Here is an 18782-nt window from a genome sequence, read left to right on the forward strand (position 1 = left end):
CTTACTCAGGCTTTACTTTCCTATTTACTCTGTATTCCCAACGTCAAAAAAACACTGGCACAGCTTTTGCATTTTTCCATTTGTAATTGTGTGAAGAGGTGTGTATGGCAATAACTTTCGATAAAGCATTAGGTGTTCATCAGTATACGGTTGGGGTAAGAGCTCGGCGGTCTGAGGTTCTCGCGAGTAATATCGCTAATGCCGATACACCTAATTATAAAGCACAGGATATTGACTTTAATAAGGCTTTTGCAGCCGCTAAGGCTGGACAGCACAGTGGCATGCAGCTTACCAATGATCGTCATATGGGCGGTGGTAGCAGCCAATTTTCAGAATTGGGTTTTCGCATCCCCAACCAGCCCGACACGGGCGATGGTAACACCGTCGATATACAGCAGGAAAAAGCAGATTTTATGCAAAATGGTCTGGAATACCAAGCTGGTATCGGCTTTTTGTCTAGTAAATTTTCTGGTTTACGTAATGCGATTAAAGGAGGTCAATAATGAGTTTCTTCAACGTGTTTGATATCTCGGCTTCAGCGATGAAGGCCCAGTCGGTGAGATTGAATACTACCGCCAGTAATTTGGCGAATGCTGACAGCATCAGCTCTAGTATTGACCAAACCTATCGTGCTCGAAAGCCAGTGTTTGCTGCAGAGTTAGAACGTGCGGGTAACGCTCAAGGCGAGTCGGCAAAAGTTAAAGTTGCTGGTATTGTCGAGTCGGATGCCCCTTTGCGTAAAGAGTATTACCCAGAACATCCCATGGCGAATGAAGATGGTTATATCTTTAAACCAAATGTTAATGTGATTGAAGAAATGGCCGATATGATGAGTGCCTCGCGCTCCTATCAAGCGAATGTGCAGGTCACTGAAGCTGCGAAGCAAATGCTAAATAGCACTCTCAATCTGGGTAAAAGTTAAGGAGTAGGTCGTGTCTACTATTGATCCACTACAAGGTAACCGTTGGCAACCTGAGTCGATTGTTCCGGAAAGTAATAATAATCAGTCATTAGGGCAGGAAGACTTTTTCGCGCTATTGACCACCCAGTTGCAATATCAAGATCCGAGTAAGCCAGTTGATAACGCTGAAATGATCGCGCAAATGGCTTCCTTCCAGACTTCTGAAGGTATCGCCGAGCTGGGAACCAAATTTGACACGATGAACTCGATTATGAATTCGTCTGCAGCTTTGCAAGCCTCAACGCTAGTGGGGCAAAAAGTATTGGTACCCTTGGACTATGCCCACAATACGGGCAGTGGTTTTGAAGGGGTAGCGGTGACAGGCGCTGCAACGACCAATGTTAAAGTGACGATTGAAAATGAAGCTGGAGAAGTCGTTACAGTTATCGATTTAGGTGAGGGGAGTGGCAATATGAACTTCTCTTGGGACGGTACTGATTCCAACGGGAATCAAATGCCAGATGGAAAATATAACGTCAAAGTAAATGGCGTTCAGGGCGGTAAAGAGATCAGTTTACCCACCGCAACTTTCGCGAATGTAAGTAGTGTAAGTTTGGCTGGTGGTACATCTGGCGTAGTCGTCAATTTAGAAGGTTTGGGTGGTATCGCGATGAGCGATGTCCTTGAAGTTGCCAAAGCCTAGTAAAGTATATAAACGATAGGAGATTGAGAGATGTCATTTAATATCGCGTTGAGCGGCATCAATGCCTCGCAAAAGGATCTTGACGTAACCGCGAATAACATTGCGAACGTCAATACCGTTGGTTTTAAAGAGTCGCGGGCAGAGTTTGCCGATGTGTATGCAACATCGATTTTCTCAAATGCTCGTACTGCAGTGGGTAACGGAACCAAAACGGTGGATGTTGCACAGCAGTTCCACCAGGGAAGTTTGAACTTTACCCAGAATGCTTTGGATTTAGCGATTAGTGGAGAAGGTTTTTTTGTTACGGCTGCTGATTTGACTACCCAGACTCGCGAATTTACGCGTGCTGGAGCCTTCAAATTAAATGCGGATAACTTTATTGTGAATTCGCAAGGCCAGTATTTACAGGGATATACGGTTAATAATAGTGGTACTCCTTCGGCAGTGAGTATGGCGGCGACAAACGCCATTCAGATCAGCGCTGAAGTTGGTACACCGACCCAAACCAGTGAAGTCAATATGAGCTTTAACTTGCCCTCTAGTGGCACGACTCATGATATTGGTGACTTCGATCCTTCTGATAGTAATACTTATACCTCAGCAACTTCGGTGACTGTGTATGATTCTCAGGGTGGTTCTCATGTTGCGGAAACCTTCTTTGTAAAAGATTCCTCTGTGGCAAATACTTGGCATAAGTTGATCTATGTTGATGGTGAACCGACCGACGTGAGTGGAGGCACTGCTCATGTGCCAAACGCGGGTAATACCAACGCGACGATTCCGGCTTCGGCTACTTTAACATTTGATAGTACGGGGGCCTTAGCATCAACAGTGCCTGCGGTTATTGAAACGGTCGCTTTAGGAACTGCGCCACCAAATGGCCCAGGTGGGGTTTGGGATGCGGCGACGGGTTCGGTAGATTCTACGCAAACGCTTATCTTTAATTTGAACGGACCGACTCAGTATAACGCAGCTTTCGAAGTGTCTAGTCTTTCGCAGGATGGATCGACAGTTGGTAAATTAACTGGGATTGATATTGGGCCTGACGGTTTAGTGGTTGCGTCTTATAGTAATGGTCAAACTTCGAATATTGCTAAAGTTTCAGTGGCTAAGTTTGCGAACAATCAGGGCTTATCACAAATCGGTGATACATCCTGGCAACAAACACAATTAAGTGGTGAAGCGATTGCAGGTGAAGGTAACTCTGGCACTTTTGGTAAAATTAACTCTGCTTCCTTAGAACAAGCCAACGTGAACCTCACTGAACAGTTAGTTAACTTAATTAGTGCGCAACGAAACTTCCAAGCGAACTCTCGAGCACTGGAAGTGAATTCAACTCTACAGCAAACTATTATTCAAATTCGATAATCATATCGGATGACATAATAATAAAAAGGCAGCCTTTGCTGCCTTTTTATTTACTTGATTTATATGGTTTTTTATTGGTTTTGTCATAAGTTTTTATTGTTTGGCACCATAATTGCTCTATTTCTCATGAGTCAGCTATTTGACGAAGGGAATAAGATGGACCAATTACTTTATATATCGATGACCGGCGCAAAACAAAATATGCAGTCGCTCGCGGTGCGAGGCAATAATCTAGCGAATGCAAACACGACTGGCTTTAAAGCCGATCTAGAAAACGCACGAGCGATGCAGGCATTTGGCCCTGGTTTACCGTCGCGAGTATTTGCCATGACTGAGACCCCTAGTCAAAATTTTGCCAACGGTATGTTAAAAACCACGGGTCGTGATTTAGATGTTGCGATTAAGGGAGAAGGTTGGATTTCGGTTCAAGATAAAGATGGTCAAGAAGCATTGTCTAGAAATGGCAACTTTACGATTTCGGCGGCAGGGGTTCTACAAACCATGCAAGGTCAGCCAGTGTTGGGTAATCAAAATGCACCGATTATTATCCCTTTACCTGTTGAAAAGCTTGAAATTAGTGAAGATGGCACCATCGAAATACGACCTGAAGGTGCGCCAGGTGATGCCCTGGAAGAAGTTAACCGAATCAAATTGAGTAAGCCTTTTGCTGGAGATTTAAGCAAAGGCGGTGATGGTTTATTTAGAAGTACCACAGGTGCTGTATACCAACCAGACGCTACGGTTGAACTGACTAAAGGTGCATTAGAAGGCAGTAATGTAAATCCAGTCCAAGAGATGACTCATATGATTAGCATGCAACGCCAATTCGAAATGCAAATAAAAATGATGAAAACTGCTGAAGAAAACGAAAAAGCGACTAACAGTTTGTTGCGCTTAAGCTAGCAATAAGGAGTGTACTATGCATCCCGCATTATGGATCAGTAAAACTGGCTTAGATGCCCAGCAAACCAATGTATCGGTTATTTCTAATAACCTCGCTAACGCTAGTACTATTGGTTATAAAAAAAGCCGAGCGGTGTTTGAAGATTTACTTTATCAAACTGTGAATCAGCCTGGCGGGCGTTCTTCACAAAACACCAAAATGCCTTCCGGTCTAATGATTGGCGCCGGCGCAAAGGTGATTGCCACCCAAAAGAATCACGATCAAGGTAATGTGCAAACCACGGACAATTCCTTTGACATGATGATCGACGGTCGTGGCTTTTTCGAAGTATTAATGCCTGATGGCACGACTGCTTACACTCGTAATGGTCAATTTAGTTTGAATGACGAAGGCACGATAGTGACTCCGGGATCTGGTTATCCGCTGCAACCCGAAATCCAAGTACCAGCCGATGCACAAAGTTTTACGGTGGGTGAAGATGGTGAAGTGAGTGTTCGCTTGCCCGGTCAAACCGATAGTCAGGTAATTGGCCAAATTACCCTGAGTGACTTTGTGAATCCTTCGGGCTTAGAGCCTCAAGGTCAGAACTTATATTTAGAAACTGGTGCCAGTGGTGCACCGCAAAATGGGATTGCTTCCGAAAATGGCCTTGGTTCTATTCGCCAAGGAGCCTTAGAAACATCCAATGTTAATGTTACCGAAGAGTTGGTGAATTTGATTGAAGCACAGCGTGTTTATGAGATGAACTCAAAGGTTATATCTACCGTCGATCAAATGTTAAGTTTTGCAACTCAACAATTGTAAACACAGATCAGAGAGAGGGATGACTGATGTATAGATTAGTCGTAGCGTTGATGAGTATAACGATGGTGGGATGTGCAAGCGTCAATCATGCCGTGGTTCCCGATGACCCGACTTATGCACCTGTTTATCCAGAAGAAGTTGCAATAGAAGCGCGCGTGACTGGTTCGTTATTCGCTGAAGCTGTTGCAAATAACCTATATGCAGACAAAAAAGCCCATCGCGTTGGTGATATTATTGTGGTTAACCTTGCAGAACGAACTCAAGCAAGTAAGTCGGCTAGTAATGATTTAGCCAAAGATAAAAATTTCAATCTCAATCCAATTACCGTACCGGGCGGGGTGGCAACCATTGGTGGCAACCCAATTGAGCTTGGCTTAACTCAAAATAGTGCCTTTACTGGGGAAGCTGATGCCGCTCAGAGCAACAGTTTAGCAGGTAATATTTCAGTGAATGTGGTCAAAGTATTGGCCAATGGCAACATGCTCATTAGTGGTGAGAAGTGGCTGATGCTTAATAATGGCAATGAATATATTCGCTTAACCGGGATTATTCGTTCCGATGATGTGTCACCAGACAATACCATTCCTTCATTACGTATTGCCAATGCGAGAATTCAATATGGTGGTACTGGTGATTTTGCCAATACGACCGAACAAGGTTGGTTGTCTAAGTTCTTTAATAGTCCTGTATGGCCGTTTTAAGCGTCGTTAGCTCGAGGAGTCGTCCCATGTTTAAACGCAGCATTATGATGTTCAGTATCGCTTTGTGTTTGTTGGCAAACACCGTGAGTGCTGCGCGAGTAAAAGATGTCGCCGATGTCGCAGGTGTGCGAGCCAACCAACTCACGGGCTATGGCTTGGTGGTTGGTTTACCTGGCACTGGTGAAAAGAATAGTGAATTTGCTAAGCAATCATTTGCGACGATGTTACGCAACTTTGGCATTGTATTGCCTGCGGGCACAAATTTAAAAATTAAAAATGTCGCGCCAGTTGCTGTATATGCAGAGCTTCCCGCTTTTGTGAAACCGGGGCAGACCATTGATATCACGGTATCTGCGATTGGTGAAGCGAAGAGCTTACGTGGCGGCGCATTGATTCAGACTTTTTTAAAGGGGGCCGATGGTGAAGTGTATGCCTTGGCTCAAGGCAGTCTTATTGTTGGTGGTTTTGGTGCTGAAGGTGCGGATGGTTCCAAGGTGATCTCTAATACTCCTACGGTTGGGCGTATTCCCAATGGTGCGATTGTTGAACGAGCAGTGCCTTCGCCATTTATGAGTGGTGATACCATCACTTTTAACCTAAAACGTTCTGATTTTACTAGCGCGAAACGTCTTGCCGATACCATTAATAGTTTGGTTGGGCCTAATACGGCGACACCGATGGATGCATCTTCGGTACAGGTTTTCGCGCCTCGAGATCCTGGGCAACGAGTCGCCTATTTATCAACCTTAGAAAATCTTACTTTTGAACCTGCATCAGAGTCAGCCAAAATTATTGTCAATTCACGTACTGGTACCATTGTAATTGGTAAAGATGTGCGCTTATTACCGGCTGCCATCACTCATGGCGGGCTGACGGTGAAAATATCTGAGACCCCGGTTATTTCGCAGCCAAATGCGTTGTCTGATGGCGAAACGGTAGAAACGACAGCGAGTACCATTGAGGTGACTCAAGAAGATTCTCGGATGTTTAACTTTGACACCGGTGCATCTTTAGATGATTTAGTTCGAGCGGTTAATCGGGTGGGGGTTGCGCCTGGTGATTTGGTCTCCATTCTGGAGGCGCTGAAGCAAGCTGGTGCCATTCAAGGCGAGTTATTGGTGATTTAATCATGGCAATGGACGCAGTCAAACAAAGTGCAAACTACAATGACTTGGCCAGTTTGGATGAGCTCAGAAGTGCAGCTCAGAAGGATCCGAACAAGGCCTTAAAACAGGTTGCAAACCAGTTTGAAGCATTGTTTATGCAGATGCTGTTAAAACAGATGCGTAAAAGTAATGCCGCGTTTGAAAGCGATTCACCACTGAATAATCGACATACCCAAACCTACCGAGACATGCATGATAGCCAAATGGCCTTGGAATTATCGTCTTCTGGCGCTCTAGGTTTAGCGGATCTTATCGTTGCGCAACTTAATCCCTCGGCCGCAAATATTACGCCTGCCTCGGTATTACGAGGGGGCCAGGAGATTGATTTAACGGCTCGCTCGCTTGAGCAGCCTTCAGCACTTGGCAAGGATATTGCTGTATCGACTCATGTAACGGCAGCAAGTAGTGAAACTTTAGAGAAAACTCACGCTAATCTGGATATAGACTCGAATCAAACGGGTTCGGAGTCATCGGAACGGCAAACATTTGCCACGCCGAAAGAATTTATTGAAACCCTATTGCCGCTTGCTAAAAAGCTGGCTGTGGATAAAGGGGTGGAGCCAATGGCGATTGTTGCACAGGCGGCTTTAGAATCTGGCTGGGGCAAAAAAGTGATCACCAATCATGATGGAACAAGTAGCTATAACCTATTTGGAATTAAAGCAGATAGGCGCTGGCAGGGAGATAAGGCAATGGTAAACACTTTGGAGTTTAGGGGTGGGCAAGCTAGACAAGAGCGCGCTGCGTTTCGTGCTTATGATTCCTATGAAGCCAGTGTGAAAGATTATTTATCTTTTATCGATGGCCCTCGTTATCAGCAAGCCTTGGCGAATGGTATGGATGCTAAGCAGTATGCGCGTGAGTTACAAGCCGCTGGTTATGCGACCGACCCTCAATATGCGAGTAAAATTAGTCAAATTTTGGATGGTCAGCATTTTGATGATTATCGTAACACCTTGGTTGAAGGGGAGTAGATAGCATGGCAATGAATGACTTACTCACCATTGGTTCGTCTGGGCTTGCTGCCCATCAGCGTTTGCTGATGACCACCGGTAGTAATATTGCCAATGTGAATACCCCAGGCTATAGCCTACAGCGAACTTTTTTTACCGCTGATACCTTGGGAGGTGTGAGAGATGGAAATACTTCTCGGGTACTCAATGGTTTTGCTCAGGCACAAATGTTCCGCGATACCTCAACCTTGGCAAACCGCAATGCCTATTTAGATTCGGTGAGTCAAATTGATGCCATTGTGAGTGATGATGCCTTATCTCTTAGTTCGAAATTTGATGATATGTTTACTCAATTGCATGCGACCACCGATAATCCGACGGCGTTATCAACCCGAGAACTAGCCCTAGCTCAGTTTGACGCACTCACCGATCGTTATCGAACGCTAAATGAGCAATACCAGCTTCAAGAAAAAAATATTAGTCAAGATTTGATCGAAAAAGCCAATGAATCGAATGCTTTGATTGTGAATATTGCCGACATCAATAAAGAAATTGTAGCATCTGGCGGAAACCCGCTAGACGGTGATGTTGCGGTGTTATCTGATAAACGAGATCAAGCGATTAATGATTTAGCCGAATTGATTGATATTAATACGATTGTGCAAGATGACGGTTCAACGTTGGTATTTATGCGTACTGGTCAGGCTTTGGTGCTGCAAGATGATTATACCACATTGAGCATGGTTGACGGTGACCCCGATAGTACCCAAAAAGAGATGACTATTTCTCTTGCTGGTTCGAGTCGAATTATAGGCCATGAAGAAATCGGTAGTACGATTGGCGGCTTGATGGAGTACCGGAAAACAACGTTGGATGTGAGCCGTAATCAGCTTGGTCAGTTGTCTATTTCGATGGCCGATGCTTTTAATGCCCAAAATAAATTGGGCATGGATTTAAACGGTGACATTGGGGCGGACATATTTACTTTGCCCACTTTTGCGGGAAAAGAATTTTCAACAAATACTGCTGCGGGGTCGATCTCAGGCTCCTTTATCTCTGGAAAAGGCAGCGAAGTCACGCCTTACGATTATCGAATAAGCTTTCTTTCGGCAAGCACTTTTGAAGTACAGCGTTATGATGGTGATAGTACGGTGGGTTCAGTGGTTAATGGCTCCATTCCGCCAACAGCTTTCGAGCTTGATGGGATGGAGTGGGATTTTTCTTCGGGGCCCTTTGCCGCCGGTGATAAGCATTTAATTCAGCCGACGCGTGACGTGGCCGCACAAATGACGGTGAGTATGAGTCAACCTGAGAAGTTGGCCCTCGCGGCTCCTATCAGGGTTGAACGTGACTTAGTTAATCGTGGCAACGCCACAATAAGTATTCAATCTGTTTATGATACTGACCCGACCACTTCCGATTTCACAGTACCTGGTGGCTATGATCCAGCGGCTCCCCATCAAGTTGTGATTAATGCTGGTGGTGACTATGAAATTTATGACGATAGCGGCACGTTGTTGGCAACCGCCGCCGCTGCAACCGCTGGTCAGCAACTGTTTGCTAATGCCGTTCCGCCTTTAACGCCGGGTTATGACATTAATATTGATGGTGATGTGCAAGAAGGTGATGTATTCACCATGGACTACAACACCGATGGTTTCAACGATAATTACAATGCCTTACGCTTAGTTGATTTACAGCAGAAAGACTTGGTTAGAAAGAGCTTGGCCAGTACTGGTGACAACAAAATGACCATGAATGATGCCTATGCTAGCTTGGTGAGTTTTATTGGTGGTAAAACCAGTGAGGCTCGAGTGTCGGCGTCAGCAGCTACATCTTTGTTGGAGCAGAGTACCCAGCGGCATAATTCTATCTCGGGGGTCAACCTTGATGAAGAAGCATCTAACTTGATCCGCTTTCAGCAAGCTTATGCTGCATCGGCACGTGTCATCAGTACAGCCCAAGAAACCTTTCAAACACTATTAAGTTCATTGAGGTAATTTGTTATGCGTGTATCGAGTATGAACTTGTATCAAAATTCTTTGAATGGCGTGCTTAATTCTCAGCAACAAGTTGAGAAAATGAATGAGCACTTAATTACCAATAAAAAGTTGCTGACTTCTGCAGATGGCCCTTCAGATATGAGTAAGTCAATGTTTTTGAGCACCGAAATCACTCTGACTGAACAGCATTTAAAGAATGGGACCTTATTGGAAAATGCTCTTAATTTTGAAGAAACGACACTCGACGGGGTCATGAACTCGATGCAGCGAGCGAGAGTATTGGGCGTTCAGGCTGGAGATGGTTTAAATGGTGATACTGAACGAACGTCTCTCGCCCAAGAGTTGAGACAGATCCGAGACCAGTTGGTTGATTTTATGAATAGCCAAAATGCGGATGGTAGTTATGTGTTTTCGGGTTTTCAAACTCAAAAACAACCCTATGTTTATGATGGGAGTAATTACAATTATCAAGGTGATACAGGTATTAATGAATTAAAAGTATCATCTTCGGTTTATATTCAAACTAATGATACCGGCCAGGAAATTTTTGATAATGTATTTAAACGTCTCGAGACCAATGACTTAAGTGCGAATATTACGACTGCTATTAATGACCAAAAAGCTTATGATTCATTCCATAAGCTTAATTATGACCCAATTACACCAGCTAATAATACTTATCAAGTACAAACGGTCGCTGGAGTACCGGATACCTATGAAGTACTCGATAGTGTTGGTGCTTCGTTAGTTCCACCAGTGACTGGTAATTATGTTCCAGGCGAGTCTTTTAATTTTAATGGTGTGGACATTAGAGTGGCATCTGTTGCGGGGAGTCCAAACGAGCAGTTTGAGTTGGCTCCGCCAGATAAAGATAACGTGCTCAACATGTTATCTGATTTTATTGTTGCATTAGAAGATCCTAGTTTAGTTGGTAGTTCTTTTACGGAAAAGCAATCAGACTTTATGGTGGGTCTGGATAACTCAATGGAAAGTGTTAATTTAACCTTAGGTTCTATTGGTGCGCGAGGGAACTCGTTGGAGTCAGTAAGAACGGCGGCTTCATCTATGGATATCATCAATCAGAAATCTAGAGCGTCTCTGAGTGAAGTTGATTTCGCAGAAGCGGTCAGTAACTTGCAGAAGGCAGAGCTTGCGTTGAATACCTCCTATTCATCTTATAGCCGAATAAGCCAATTATCTTTGTTTAATTATCTATAAAACGCTAAAGAATACTTTTTTACTGCCGTTATAAAGGTTGCTTCGATATTGAAGCAACCTTTTTTGTTTTGATGGTTTTATTTAAAGTAGAAAATAAAAATAAGTGCTAAAGATAATTGAAGCGTTGCCGTTATATAGGGTAAGTCAGGCGAACATAATAACTGACAAAAAATAAAACCTATAAATGGTTAAATATAGATAGGAGAAATATCATGGCTTTATACGTAAATACAAATGTGTCATCTTTAAATGCTCAACGTCAGCTAACGCAATCAGGCTGGTCATTAGATACTTCATTTCAACGTTTATCATCGGGTTTGCGTATTAATAGTGCAAAGGATGATGCGGCAGGTCTACAAATTTCTAATCGAATGACTTCGCAAATTCAGGGCTTAGATCGCGCAGTGATGAATGCCCAAGATGGTATTTCATTAGCGCAAACCGCTGAAGGCGCGATGGATGAAGTAACAAATATGTTACAACGTATGCGTACCTTAGCTATTCAGTCACAAGATGGTGTGAATAACACAGATGATAGAATCGCTCTTCAATCCGAGGTTTCGCAACTAAAATCTGAAATTAGTCGTGTAGGTACGACCACTAAGTTTGGTAATATTGCTCTATTAGATGGGCAATATAGTGCTAACTTTTTGGTTGGCGCAAATGCTGGCGAAAACATTTTGTTAACCATCGCAACCACGGTTAGCCAAGCGGGCTTGGGTATTAACGGTTTATCAGTATCCAGTCCGACAGGTGCCAGTGCGGCAATGGCCAAGATTGACTCAGCGGTTAAAATTATTGATAGTCAGCGAGCTGAGTTAGGTGCGGTACAAAACCGTTTTCAATCGACGATCCGTAATTTATCAAGTATTTCTGAAAATGTAACAGCGGCCCGTTCGCGAATTAAGGATACTGATTTTGCAAAAGAAACTGCAGAATTAACGCGTAATCAGATTATTCAACAAACCTCCACAACCATTTTGGCTCAGGCAAATCAACGTCCTCAGGCTGCTCTATCTCTCCTTGGATAAGAAAAAGAAAAGGACGGTGGGGGTTCAATCCACCGTCCTCAGGCTGTAACCGCGCAATTAGTACTCTTAGGAGGCTCAATTCCATACCAATAATAAGTTGCGCTTTAGTTTCGCTCTCAATCTCCTATCGTTTCGAGCGATACGGCCAAGTGATGCATTCTCACTTGGCCTTTTTTCGCAGCAGTTCAGGCTGCGTAAATAATAAAGCAATACCTATGCCAATTTGAAATGTCGAATAATTGACGGCTAAATGATCTCAAATTTCTATAAATATAGCTGATTGATACTTATCGAGGAGTTTTATCTTCCTTTATTTTCGCCTCTGAAGTCGCTGATAGTATGGATTGCCGTAGTAGGCGGCAAAGTTTTTCCGCTTTTCTTGTTTTTTCCTCTAAAGTTATTTTTATTCTTGCCGCTAACAGTTATGAAGTTAATAAAACTTTGGTCCATTTTAAAGTTGTCTTGATTTAGGGTTCATAGATCAAGGGTTCAACAACTAAAGGTGGTTTGGTCGTCCTGACATAGTTCAATCAGGTCGAACAATTTCTTAGGAGGCTCAAAATATGGCATTAGTTGTCAACTCAAATGTGTCGTCATTGAACGCACAACGTCAGTTATATAATTCTGGCAGCACACTAGATACTGCATATCAACGTTTAAGCTCTGGTTTCCGAATTAACAGTGCGAAAGATGATGCAGCAGGTCTACAAATCTCAAACCGTATGACATCACAAATTCAAGGTCTAGACCGAGCAGTAATGAATGCCCAAGATGGTATTTCTGTGGCGCAAACGGCGGAAGGTGCAATGGATGAAGTGACCAATATGCTTCAGCGTATGCGTACCCTCGCAGTTCAGTCACAAGATGGTATTAATAACACTGATGATCGAATTGCACTTCAATCGGAAGTTTCGCAACTTAAATCTGAAATTAGCCGCGTTGGCACCACCACCAAATTTGGTGGAACAAAGCTGTTAGATGGTTCATATAGTGCTAACTTCTTAGTAGGCGCTAATGCTGGAGAGAACATTCTTTTAAGTATTGACCAAACCATTTCTCAAGCTGGTTTAGGCATTAATGGCTTATCGGTATCAAGTCCTGGTGGTGCGAGTGCGGCAATGGCCAAGATTGATTCTGCAATTAAAGCTGTTGATTCAGAACGTGCTGGCCTTGGTGCTATTCAGAATCGATTCCAGTCTACTATCCGCAATTTATCTAGTATTTCGGAAAACGTAACAAGTGCTCGTTCTCGAATTAAAGATACTGATTTTGCAAAAGAAACGGCTGATTTAACCAAAGCTCAGATCTTGCAACAAACCAGTACGTCGATTTTAGCGCAAGCGAATACACGACCACAGGCTGCATTGTCGTTGGTTTAATAGCCAAAAATGTAATGAAGAAAGATGCAGCCACGCTTATACTGTAAGCGTGGCTTGCTTTTTTGAGGAGACTCGAAAATGGAAAATAATATTGGTTCAGTACTTTCTTCTGTCATCGTTCCCAGTATTGTGAAGGAGCAAGAGGCAGAAGTCATTCAAGGTTCTTCAGTAGAAGTGGCACAGTTATCGCTTCAGAAGCAACAACAAGAAGTTAAAGAGCAGCAAAGCACTGAGAAAGAACAGCGACAAGTTGACGATAAAGAGCAAGTTGAAGAAGTGGTGGCTTCTATTAATCAGTTACTCGAGGTGCAAAATCGCGATGTTAAGTTTGTTGTTGATGAACGTGATGGGCAATTTTTTACTTCGGTGTTAAATAAAAATACCGACGAGTTAATTCGAGAAATTCCCAGTGAAGAATATCGGCAATTACAAGAAAGGTTAAGAAATTTTCAAGAAGCAATTGGTGAAACAACCGGATTGTTTGTCGATCAATTGGTTTAGGGCAGATACGGTAGGTTATTATGACAGGAATTACAGCAGCCGGTATTGGTAGTGGTTTGGATTTGGAAGCTCTTATTGACGTTTCTGTACAGGCAGAGCGTGCAGGGAAAGATGATCGTTTAAAACAAACCAAAGCAACTTTGGATGTCACCCTATCTGCTGTTGGTTCGGTAAAATCAGCTTTGAGCTCCTTCCTCGCTATTCTCGAAAAAGCCAAAGAACCGTCAACATTTATCCCTCGAGTTGCGACAACTGGTGAAGCAGAAGGAAACGAGTCACTGATAGTTGATTTGGGGAGCGACGCTACAAATGGTAATTACTCGATACAGGTTCAGCAGCTTGCTAAAGGATCGACTTTGACATCTATTGATGCGACCGCGAATGGCGGTACGGCTTTGTATTCATCTCAAGATGATGTCATTGCTACCAGTGATGGGCAGTTAACCTTTAGTACTGCAAATGGCGAATCTATGGTTTTGGATGTTGCCGCAGGAACAACACTCAAAGAATTACGCGAGCAAATTAACAGTCATGAAAATAATTTTGGTATTTCAGCTAATTTAATTGATACCGGAACTGAGATCCGTTTAGCCATTTCATCCGAAGAAACCGGTGACGGCAATACGCTTACATTAACGAATACAGGCGCTAATTCAGAGTTAGATAACTTTACTAATGCGTCGGGTAAAATGGATGTGGTTGACGCAACTTCCGCATCAATTACTATTGACGGCATTGAAGCAACAAGTAGTACCAACGATTTCAAAGATGTTATATCTGGTATCAGTATTAATGTCAAAAAAGTGACTAGCTCTCCGGTCTCGGTTGGTATTGCGCCTAGTGAAGACAAAGCAATTGAGAATATGAAAGCTTTTGTTGACGCTTATAATAAGGTTGTTTCTGAGATTGATAAATATTCAAAACCGGAAGCCGTTGTTGAAGGAGAAGATGGAGCATCTTCTCGTAAAGAGTTAAGCGGTGATGCGATGTTCCGTTCACTTCGTTACACATTAGGCAGAATCGCAAGTAATGGCTATGATGATGCAGCACCAGGCATGAGAACTCTTTATGGTATTGGTGTGGAAATGGATAAGGATGGGGTGCTCTCGCTTAATGAAACCACTTTTAAAGAACATTTAGCTGATAACATGGACGGTGTTGGCGAGGTTTTTGCAATGTCTGGTGGTATTGCTGAATCTTTTTCCAGCACTGTCAAAAGTTACGAAAAATCTGACGGTGTTCTCGCTTCTAGAGAGGATAGTATTAAGAGTCAGCTTAGAGATTATGAGCAGGAAAAGTTAGATTTCGAAGAACGAATGACTTCTTACGAAAAGACTATGCGGGATAAATATACTGCTTTTGATGTTGCTATGGGTAATTTAAATAGCCAGATGTCTTATATTACAGGACAACTCGCTCAACTGAATAAATAACGGGACAGAATTCATGTATCAAAAAGGCATTAATCAATATCGTCAAGTTGGTGTGAAAGATCAAATAGCAACGGCAGACCCGCATGGCGTCACTCAAATATTAATGCAGACGGCATTGGAAAATTTAGCGGTTGCTAAGGGGTGCTTAGAACGTAACGATATGGCAAATAAAGGTAAATCAATTGGTAAAGCAACCTCAATTATTGCTTCTCTAAAAGATAGTTTGGATCATGAACGTGGTGGAGAGATCGCTGCAAATTTAGATAACTTATATGCTTATATGCTTGAATTACTCTCTGAAGCATCAGTATCTAATAAAGCTGAATTAGTCGCTGATGTAATGGATATATTTCTCCCAATAAAATCAGCGTGGGACCAAATACCAGAATCAGCAAAGCAAGACGCTTACCAACGGAGCTAGTGGTGGTCGAGTTCATTTCTGATTTCGAAGAACAATTGGCTAAAGCAAAAGAGTTGTTGGTGCTATTACGTGCCGCGCTGGATGAAGATAAAGTTGATTTACAGCTTGTCCAAGCATTAACTCAACAGCATAGCACTTTGCTATCTTCTATTTTTGAACTAGTTACCAATAGTAATTTTTCTACATCTGAAAAAATACAACAAATCAATACTCATTTGAAATCAATGTCTATGTTGTATGATTACTGTGAGCAACGACGCTCGGATATTAATTCTAAACTTGGTTCTCTTAAGCAAGGTAAAAAAGTTATTAATGCTTATTTTCAAAATATCTAAATATTTGCTTAGGAATATTTAATGCTAAAAAATATTGATTATCAGATATCATCTGATGAAGAAATTCAAAAGCAATATGAATCTCAACTTGCACCATATATTCAGAAACGATTTACTAATAACTTAAAAGCATTCGCAAGTTTTGATTCTGAATTAGCACAAACCTTATCAACTCATCATTCGGTTACGTTTTCTCCTTTTGTTACTCATAAAAAACGTTTGAGTATCATGAACGTTTTAAAGGGTAGAGCTCTCTATGAGTTAATTCCTGAACGACAAGTGAATGAACAGGTTGAGCACTTTCGTGGAAAAGCATTAATTTTTGATAGCTCTCAACCATCAATCAAAAGCTCTATAAATAAGCAATATGGAGCAACTTTAAATTCTATCTTACCTGGCGTTATCTCTAATTATCAGCCGATTAATGAGCAAAGTGAAAATTTAGTCATTTTGGGGTGTGGTTTAGGCTTACACCTCAAGCAGCTTGCTACTTTATCTCATTGGAAAAACATTTTAATTGTTGAACCAGAGTTGGATTTATTACATGTTTCTTTATTAAGTGCTCCATGGCGGGAGTTATTAGGACATGTTTCCGAAAATGACATTAAGTTAAATATCGTATCAGGTGTGAAAGGGCGGAGCTCGATAGAGTCAATAAAAGAGTGGAAAAATAAACTTGATATTTCAAAGTTTCATGTTTATCGACACTATAATTATGTAGAGTTCAATTACTTTGAGTATGATTTAGCTCTTGGTCTGGATCCTTTTTCGAGTGATATCCTTGAAAAGAGAGCTCCTCAAAATGGAGAACAAAACTTTGAATTTAGTCATTCATTAAGCTACTACTATTTTGACCGTCAGGCTGTTGTTGAGCAAGTTGAAGCAGAAAACTCTTTATTGATTAAGAATAAATTTAATCATAACCTCCAATCGTTTAAGCGCTATTTCCCCGATATTTTTGAATTCGCTTCTGGCTATGAAAGTGTTCGCTGGCAGTTGATCAGTACAGATATTGGAAAGTTTAATCTATTTGACTTGGAACAAGGTGTTGTTTTCAGTACCGATGATCCACAAAATGCTAGTAAGTGTTACTTCGAGCATTATTCAGGTCATCCTAGAATAGAGGCCTTAGATGCAAGACAGACTTTTCACAAACCCAGTCCTTTTATCCATTATGAAAAGTCGGCCCAATTAAAAAGCCTAGTTCAAGCTATTCCTGACTCTAAAAGAAACAAACTGCCCTATAAGCTTCCCTCATTTATAATGTACGGTGCAGGCCTCGCTTATCAAATCGAGTTATTATTGAATAACCATATGATTGATAACTTTATTCTTTATGAACCGAACATTGACTTCTTTTTTTCATCTTTATCAACTATTGATTGGTCGAATATTTTGGAAAAGTATGATGAGCGCGGAGCGAAGTTATACTTAAATATAGGTGACGACGGTACTCATATGTTTGATGATATACACCTTCGTTTACAGAGTTATGGAATTCATATCCTTTCTTATACTTTTTTCTATGTGAGTTATTTTCAGCATGAAATGGATAAAAACATTAAACTTACTCGCGAGCAGTTTAAAGTTTTGCTTAATGTTAGCGAATTTTATGATCATGCTTTTTATAATTTGAACCATACCCGTGATTCCTTTATGAAGAATTGCCGTTATATGCTTCGGAATAAACCTAAGTCGCTAGCTAAAACTTTAGCTGACACTCCGGTTTTTATCATTGGTAACGGCCCCTCTTTAGATGTTAGTGCTGAGGTTATTCGTCATTATCAAGATAAAGTGATTATTATTTCTGTTGGAACTAGTCTTAAGGCACTATATCAGTTAGGTATTAAACCTGATTATCATGCAGAAGTTGAACAAACTAGAGCGACTTTACACTGGGTTTGCCAAGTGCCTGATCCCGATTGGTTAAAGCAAATAGATATTATTAGTGTCAATGGACTACATCCAGAAGTTGCCGATATGTTCGGAGATGCTCTTTATTGTTTAAAAACTGGTGAGGCCGGCTCGCTTAGTTATTTAGAGGTTGCTGACGAAGTTAATAATTTGGATTCTATTCTATATTCTTATCCTACAGTTTCTAATTGTGCATTATCTTACGCTCTTCGATTGGGTTTTCGGCAGATATATTTGTTTGGTGTTGATTTAGGTTTTATTAATCCGGCTCAGCATCACAGTAAGCATTCAGCTTATTTTAATGCAAAAGCGGGAGGAGGGGAGTTATATGATTATAACACTCATGGTACAGGGCTTAGGGTTAAAGGTAATTTTGAGAACTACGTGTTCACAAAGCATGAATTTAAATATTCGGCTGAGATATTGAGCAAATCGATTGCTGAATTTGGAGATGCTGAAGTTTACAATACAGCAAATGGTGCATTTATCGATGGTACTACCCCGCTAAAACTTGAACAAGTTTTAATCCTTGGGGATGATATAGATAAGTTAGGTTTAAAGAATAAGATAAAAGATGAAGCTTATTTCGATAATACAGCTGGTTTTGTTGATTTATTTGATAAAAAATATCTCCCTACACATCTTGAGAAGCACTGTGATCAGTTGCTGGAAATTATTAGGGAGGAGGCTCATAGTTGGGATGATGTTTTAAGTATTTTAGATAGGCAAGTTGTCTTGGTTAAGTCATCTGCTAGGGATCCCCACTCGCTATTTTATTATTTAATGAGAGGAAGTGCTTCATTCTGCTTAACTTACCTGACCCGTTTAGCTTACTCGTCAGACGATGAAAAAGATTGTATGCAACGTTTCAAAGAGGGGAAAGAAGTTTGGGAGCAGTATATTATCGAAATGAAGAATAAATCACTCTATAGCCTGGGTGAATTTGATCAAACCCCGCGTCCAGTGCCAGATAACGACTTTGAGTCTATGCCTGCACTTGATATTTTAAATAAAAGAAAATAATTTTTAAAAATAAGTAAGATTAAG

Annotated in this window: 18 protein-coding genes; all 18 read left to right on the forward strand. The window is 41.6% G+C overall.

All coding sequences use genetic code 11. The features are described 5' to 3' along the window. The first annotated feature begins 104 nt into the window (after nucleotides 1–104). The 18 genes from flgB (at nucleotide 105) to ACRRS1_RS08935 (ending at nucleotide 18758) form a co-directional block, all read left to right on the forward strand. On the forward strand, nucleotides 105–503 hold the full coding sequence (flgB, locus tag ACRRS1_RS08850) for a flagellar basal body rod protein FlgB (protein WP_432453535.1): 399 nt from the start codon (nucleotides 105–107) through the stop codon (nucleotides 501–503). Then, nucleotides 503–922: a flagellar basal body rod protein FlgC gene (gene flgC / locus ACRRS1_RS08855; RefSeq protein ID WP_432453534.1), complete on the forward strand. Its 420-nt coding sequence runs from the start codon at nucleotides 503–505 to the stop codon at nucleotides 920–922. The genes flgB and flgC overlap by 1 nt, the downstream gene beginning before the upstream one ends. A gap of 10 nt (nucleotides 923–932) precedes the next feature. Then, nucleotides 933–1604, forward strand: coding sequence for a flagellar hook assembly protein FlgD (locus ACRRS1_RS08860; protein WP_432453533.1), 672 nt, complete (start codon nucleotides 933–935; stop codon nucleotides 1602–1604). Between the two features lie 30 nt (nucleotides 1605–1634). Next, nucleotides 1635–2972, forward strand: a complete 1338-nt coding sequence (flgE, locus tag ACRRS1_RS08865; RefSeq protein WP_432453532.1) for a flagellar hook protein FlgE — start codon at nucleotides 1635–1637, stop codon at nucleotides 2970–2972. A gap of 156 nt (nucleotides 2973–3128) precedes the next feature. Beyond that, a complete protein-coding gene (gene flgF, locus ACRRS1_RS08870; RefSeq protein ID WP_432462997.1) occupies nucleotides 3129–3875 on the forward strand; it encodes a flagellar basal-body rod protein FlgF in 747 nt (248 codons plus the stop codon). 16 nt (nucleotides 3876–3891) lie between these two features. Beyond that, nucleotides 3892–4680, forward strand: coding sequence for a flagellar basal-body rod protein FlgG (gene flgG, locus ACRRS1_RS08875; RefSeq protein ID WP_432453530.1), 789 nt, complete (start codon nucleotides 3892–3894; stop codon nucleotides 4678–4680). A 26-nt stretch (nucleotides 4681–4706) separates the two neighbouring features. Continuing rightward, the gene (gene flgH / locus ACRRS1_RS08880) at nucleotides 4707–5381 is read left to right on the forward strand and encodes a flagellar basal body L-ring protein FlgH (protein WP_432453529.1); all 675 of its coding nucleotides are present in this window, start codon (nucleotides 4707–4709) and stop codon (nucleotides 5379–5381) included. A gap of 26 nt (nucleotides 5382–5407) precedes the next feature. Beyond that, nucleotides 5408–6508 carry a flagellar basal body P-ring protein FlgI gene (locus ACRRS1_RS08885; protein ID WP_432462998.1) on the forward strand — a complete coding sequence of 367 codons (1101 nt, stop codon included), beginning with the start codon at nucleotides 5408–5410 and terminating at the stop codon, nucleotides 6506–6508. A gap of 2 nt (nucleotides 6509–6510) precedes the next feature. Next, complete coding sequence (gene flgJ, locus ACRRS1_RS08890) at nucleotides 6511–7521, forward strand: flagellar assembly peptidoglycan hydrolase FlgJ (RefSeq protein WP_432467970.1); 1011 nt, start codon at nucleotides 6511–6513, stop codon at nucleotides 7519–7521. Nucleotides 7522–7526: 5 nt separating this feature from the next. Then, a complete protein-coding gene (flgK, locus tag ACRRS1_RS08895) occupies nucleotides 7527–9500 on the forward strand; it encodes a flagellar hook-associated protein FlgK (protein WP_432467969.1) in 1974 nt (657 codons plus the stop codon). Between the two features lie 6 nt (nucleotides 9501–9506). After that, nucleotides 9507–10721, forward strand: coding sequence for a flagellar hook-associated protein FlgL (flgL, locus tag ACRRS1_RS08900; protein ID WP_432467968.1), 1215 nt, complete (start codon nucleotides 9507–9509; stop codon nucleotides 10719–10721). A 212-nt stretch (nucleotides 10722–10933) separates the two neighbouring features. Further along, complete coding sequence (locus tag ACRRS1_RS08905) at nucleotides 10934–11752, forward strand: flagellin N-terminal helical domain-containing protein (protein WP_432467967.1); 819 nt, start codon at nucleotides 10934–10936, stop codon at nucleotides 11750–11752. Between the two features lie 563 nt (nucleotides 11753–12315). Next, entirely contained in the window at nucleotides 12316–13131 is an 816-nt protein-coding gene (locus ACRRS1_RS08910) for a flagellin N-terminal helical domain-containing protein (RefSeq protein WP_432467966.1), read from the forward strand. A gap of 78 nt (nucleotides 13132–13209) precedes the next feature. Continuing rightward, nucleotides 13210–13632: a flagellar protein FlaG gene (locus tag ACRRS1_RS08915; protein ID WP_432467965.1), complete on the forward strand. Its 423-nt coding sequence runs from the start codon at nucleotides 13210–13212 to the stop codon at nucleotides 13630–13632. A 20-nt stretch (nucleotides 13633–13652) separates the two neighbouring features. Further along, entirely contained in the window at nucleotides 13653–15065 is a 1413-nt protein-coding gene (gene fliD / locus ACRRS1_RS08920) for a flagellar filament capping protein FliD (protein ID WP_432467964.1), read from the forward strand. A gap of 13 nt (nucleotides 15066–15078) precedes the next feature. Beyond that, on the forward strand, nucleotides 15079–15486 hold the full coding sequence (gene fliS, locus ACRRS1_RS08925) for a flagellar export chaperone FliS (protein WP_432467963.1): 408 nt from the start codon (nucleotides 15079–15081) through the stop codon (nucleotides 15484–15486). Between the two features lie 2 nt (nucleotides 15487–15488). Then, complete coding sequence (locus tag ACRRS1_RS08930) at nucleotides 15489–15821, forward strand: hypothetical protein (RefSeq protein ID WP_432467962.1); 333 nt, start codon at nucleotides 15489–15491, stop codon at nucleotides 15819–15821. A 21-nt stretch (nucleotides 15822–15842) separates the two neighbouring features. Continuing rightward, nucleotides 15843–18758, forward strand: a complete 2916-nt coding sequence (locus tag ACRRS1_RS08935) for a motility associated factor glycosyltransferase family protein (RefSeq protein WP_432467961.1) — start codon at nucleotides 15843–15845, stop codon at nucleotides 18756–18758. The last annotated feature ends 24 nt before the right edge of the window (nucleotides 18759–18782 follow it).

This window comes from Agarivorans sp. Z349TD_8 (genome assembly GCF_050870825.2).
Classification (GTDB): domain Bacteria; phylum Pseudomonadota; class Gammaproteobacteria; order Enterobacterales; family Celerinatantimonadaceae; genus Agarivorans.

Bases quoted from the DNA above. Each gene is read 5' to 3' on its own strand.
- flgB (WP_432453535.1), top strand. From the start codon at position 105: ATGGCAATAACTTTCGATAAAGCATTAGGTGTTCATCAGTATACGGTT.
- flgC (WP_432453534.1), top strand. From the start codon at position 503: ATGAGTTTCTTCAACGTGTTTGATATCTCGGCTTCAGCGATGAAGGCC.
- flgE (WP_432453532.1), top strand. From the start codon at position 1,635: ATGTCATTTAATATCGCGTTGAGCGGCATCAATGCCTCGCAAAAGGAT.
- flgF (WP_432462997.1), top strand. From the start codon at position 3,129: ATGGACCAATTACTTTATATATCGATGACCGGCGCAAAACAAAATATG.
- flgG (WP_432453530.1), top strand. From the start codon at position 3,892: ATGCATCCCGCATTATGGATCAGTAAAACTGGCTTAGATGCCCAGCAA.
- flgH (WP_432453529.1), top strand. From the start codon at position 4,707: ATGTATAGATTAGTCGTAGCGTTGATGAGTATAACGATGGTGGGATGT.
- ACRRS1_RS08885 (WP_432462998.1), top strand. From the start codon at position 5,408: ATGTTTAAACGCAGCATTATGATGTTCAGTATCGCTTTGTGTTTGTTG.
- flgJ (WP_432467970.1), top strand. From the start codon at position 6,511: ATGGCAATGGACGCAGTCAAACAAAGTGCAAACTACAATGACTTGGCC.
- flgK (WP_432467969.1), top strand. From the start codon at position 7,527: ATGGCAATGAATGACTTACTCACCATTGGTTCGTCTGGGCTTGCTGCC.
- flgL (WP_432467968.1), top strand. From the start codon at position 9,507: ATGCGTGTATCGAGTATGAACTTGTATCAAAATTCTTTGAATGGCGTG.
- ACRRS1_RS08905 (WP_432467967.1), top strand. From the start codon at position 10,934: ATGGCTTTATACGTAAATACAAATGTGTCATCTTTAAATGCTCAACGT.
- ACRRS1_RS08910 (WP_432467966.1), top strand. From the start codon at position 12,316: ATGGCATTAGTTGTCAACTCAAATGTGTCGTCATTGAACGCACAACGT.
- ACRRS1_RS08915 (WP_432467965.1), top strand. From the start codon at position 13,210: ATGGAAAATAATATTGGTTCAGTACTTTCTTCTGTCATCGTTCCCAGT.
- fliD (WP_432467964.1), top strand. From the start codon at position 13,653: ATGACAGGAATTACAGCAGCCGGTATTGGTAGTGGTTTGGATTTGGAA.
- fliS (WP_432467963.1), top strand. From the start codon at position 15,079: ATGTATCAAAAAGGCATTAATCAATATCGTCAAGTTGGTGTGAAAGAT.
- ACRRS1_RS08935 (WP_432467961.1), top strand. From the start codon at position 15,843: ATGCTAAAAAATATTGATTATCAGATATCATCTGATGAAGAAATTCAA.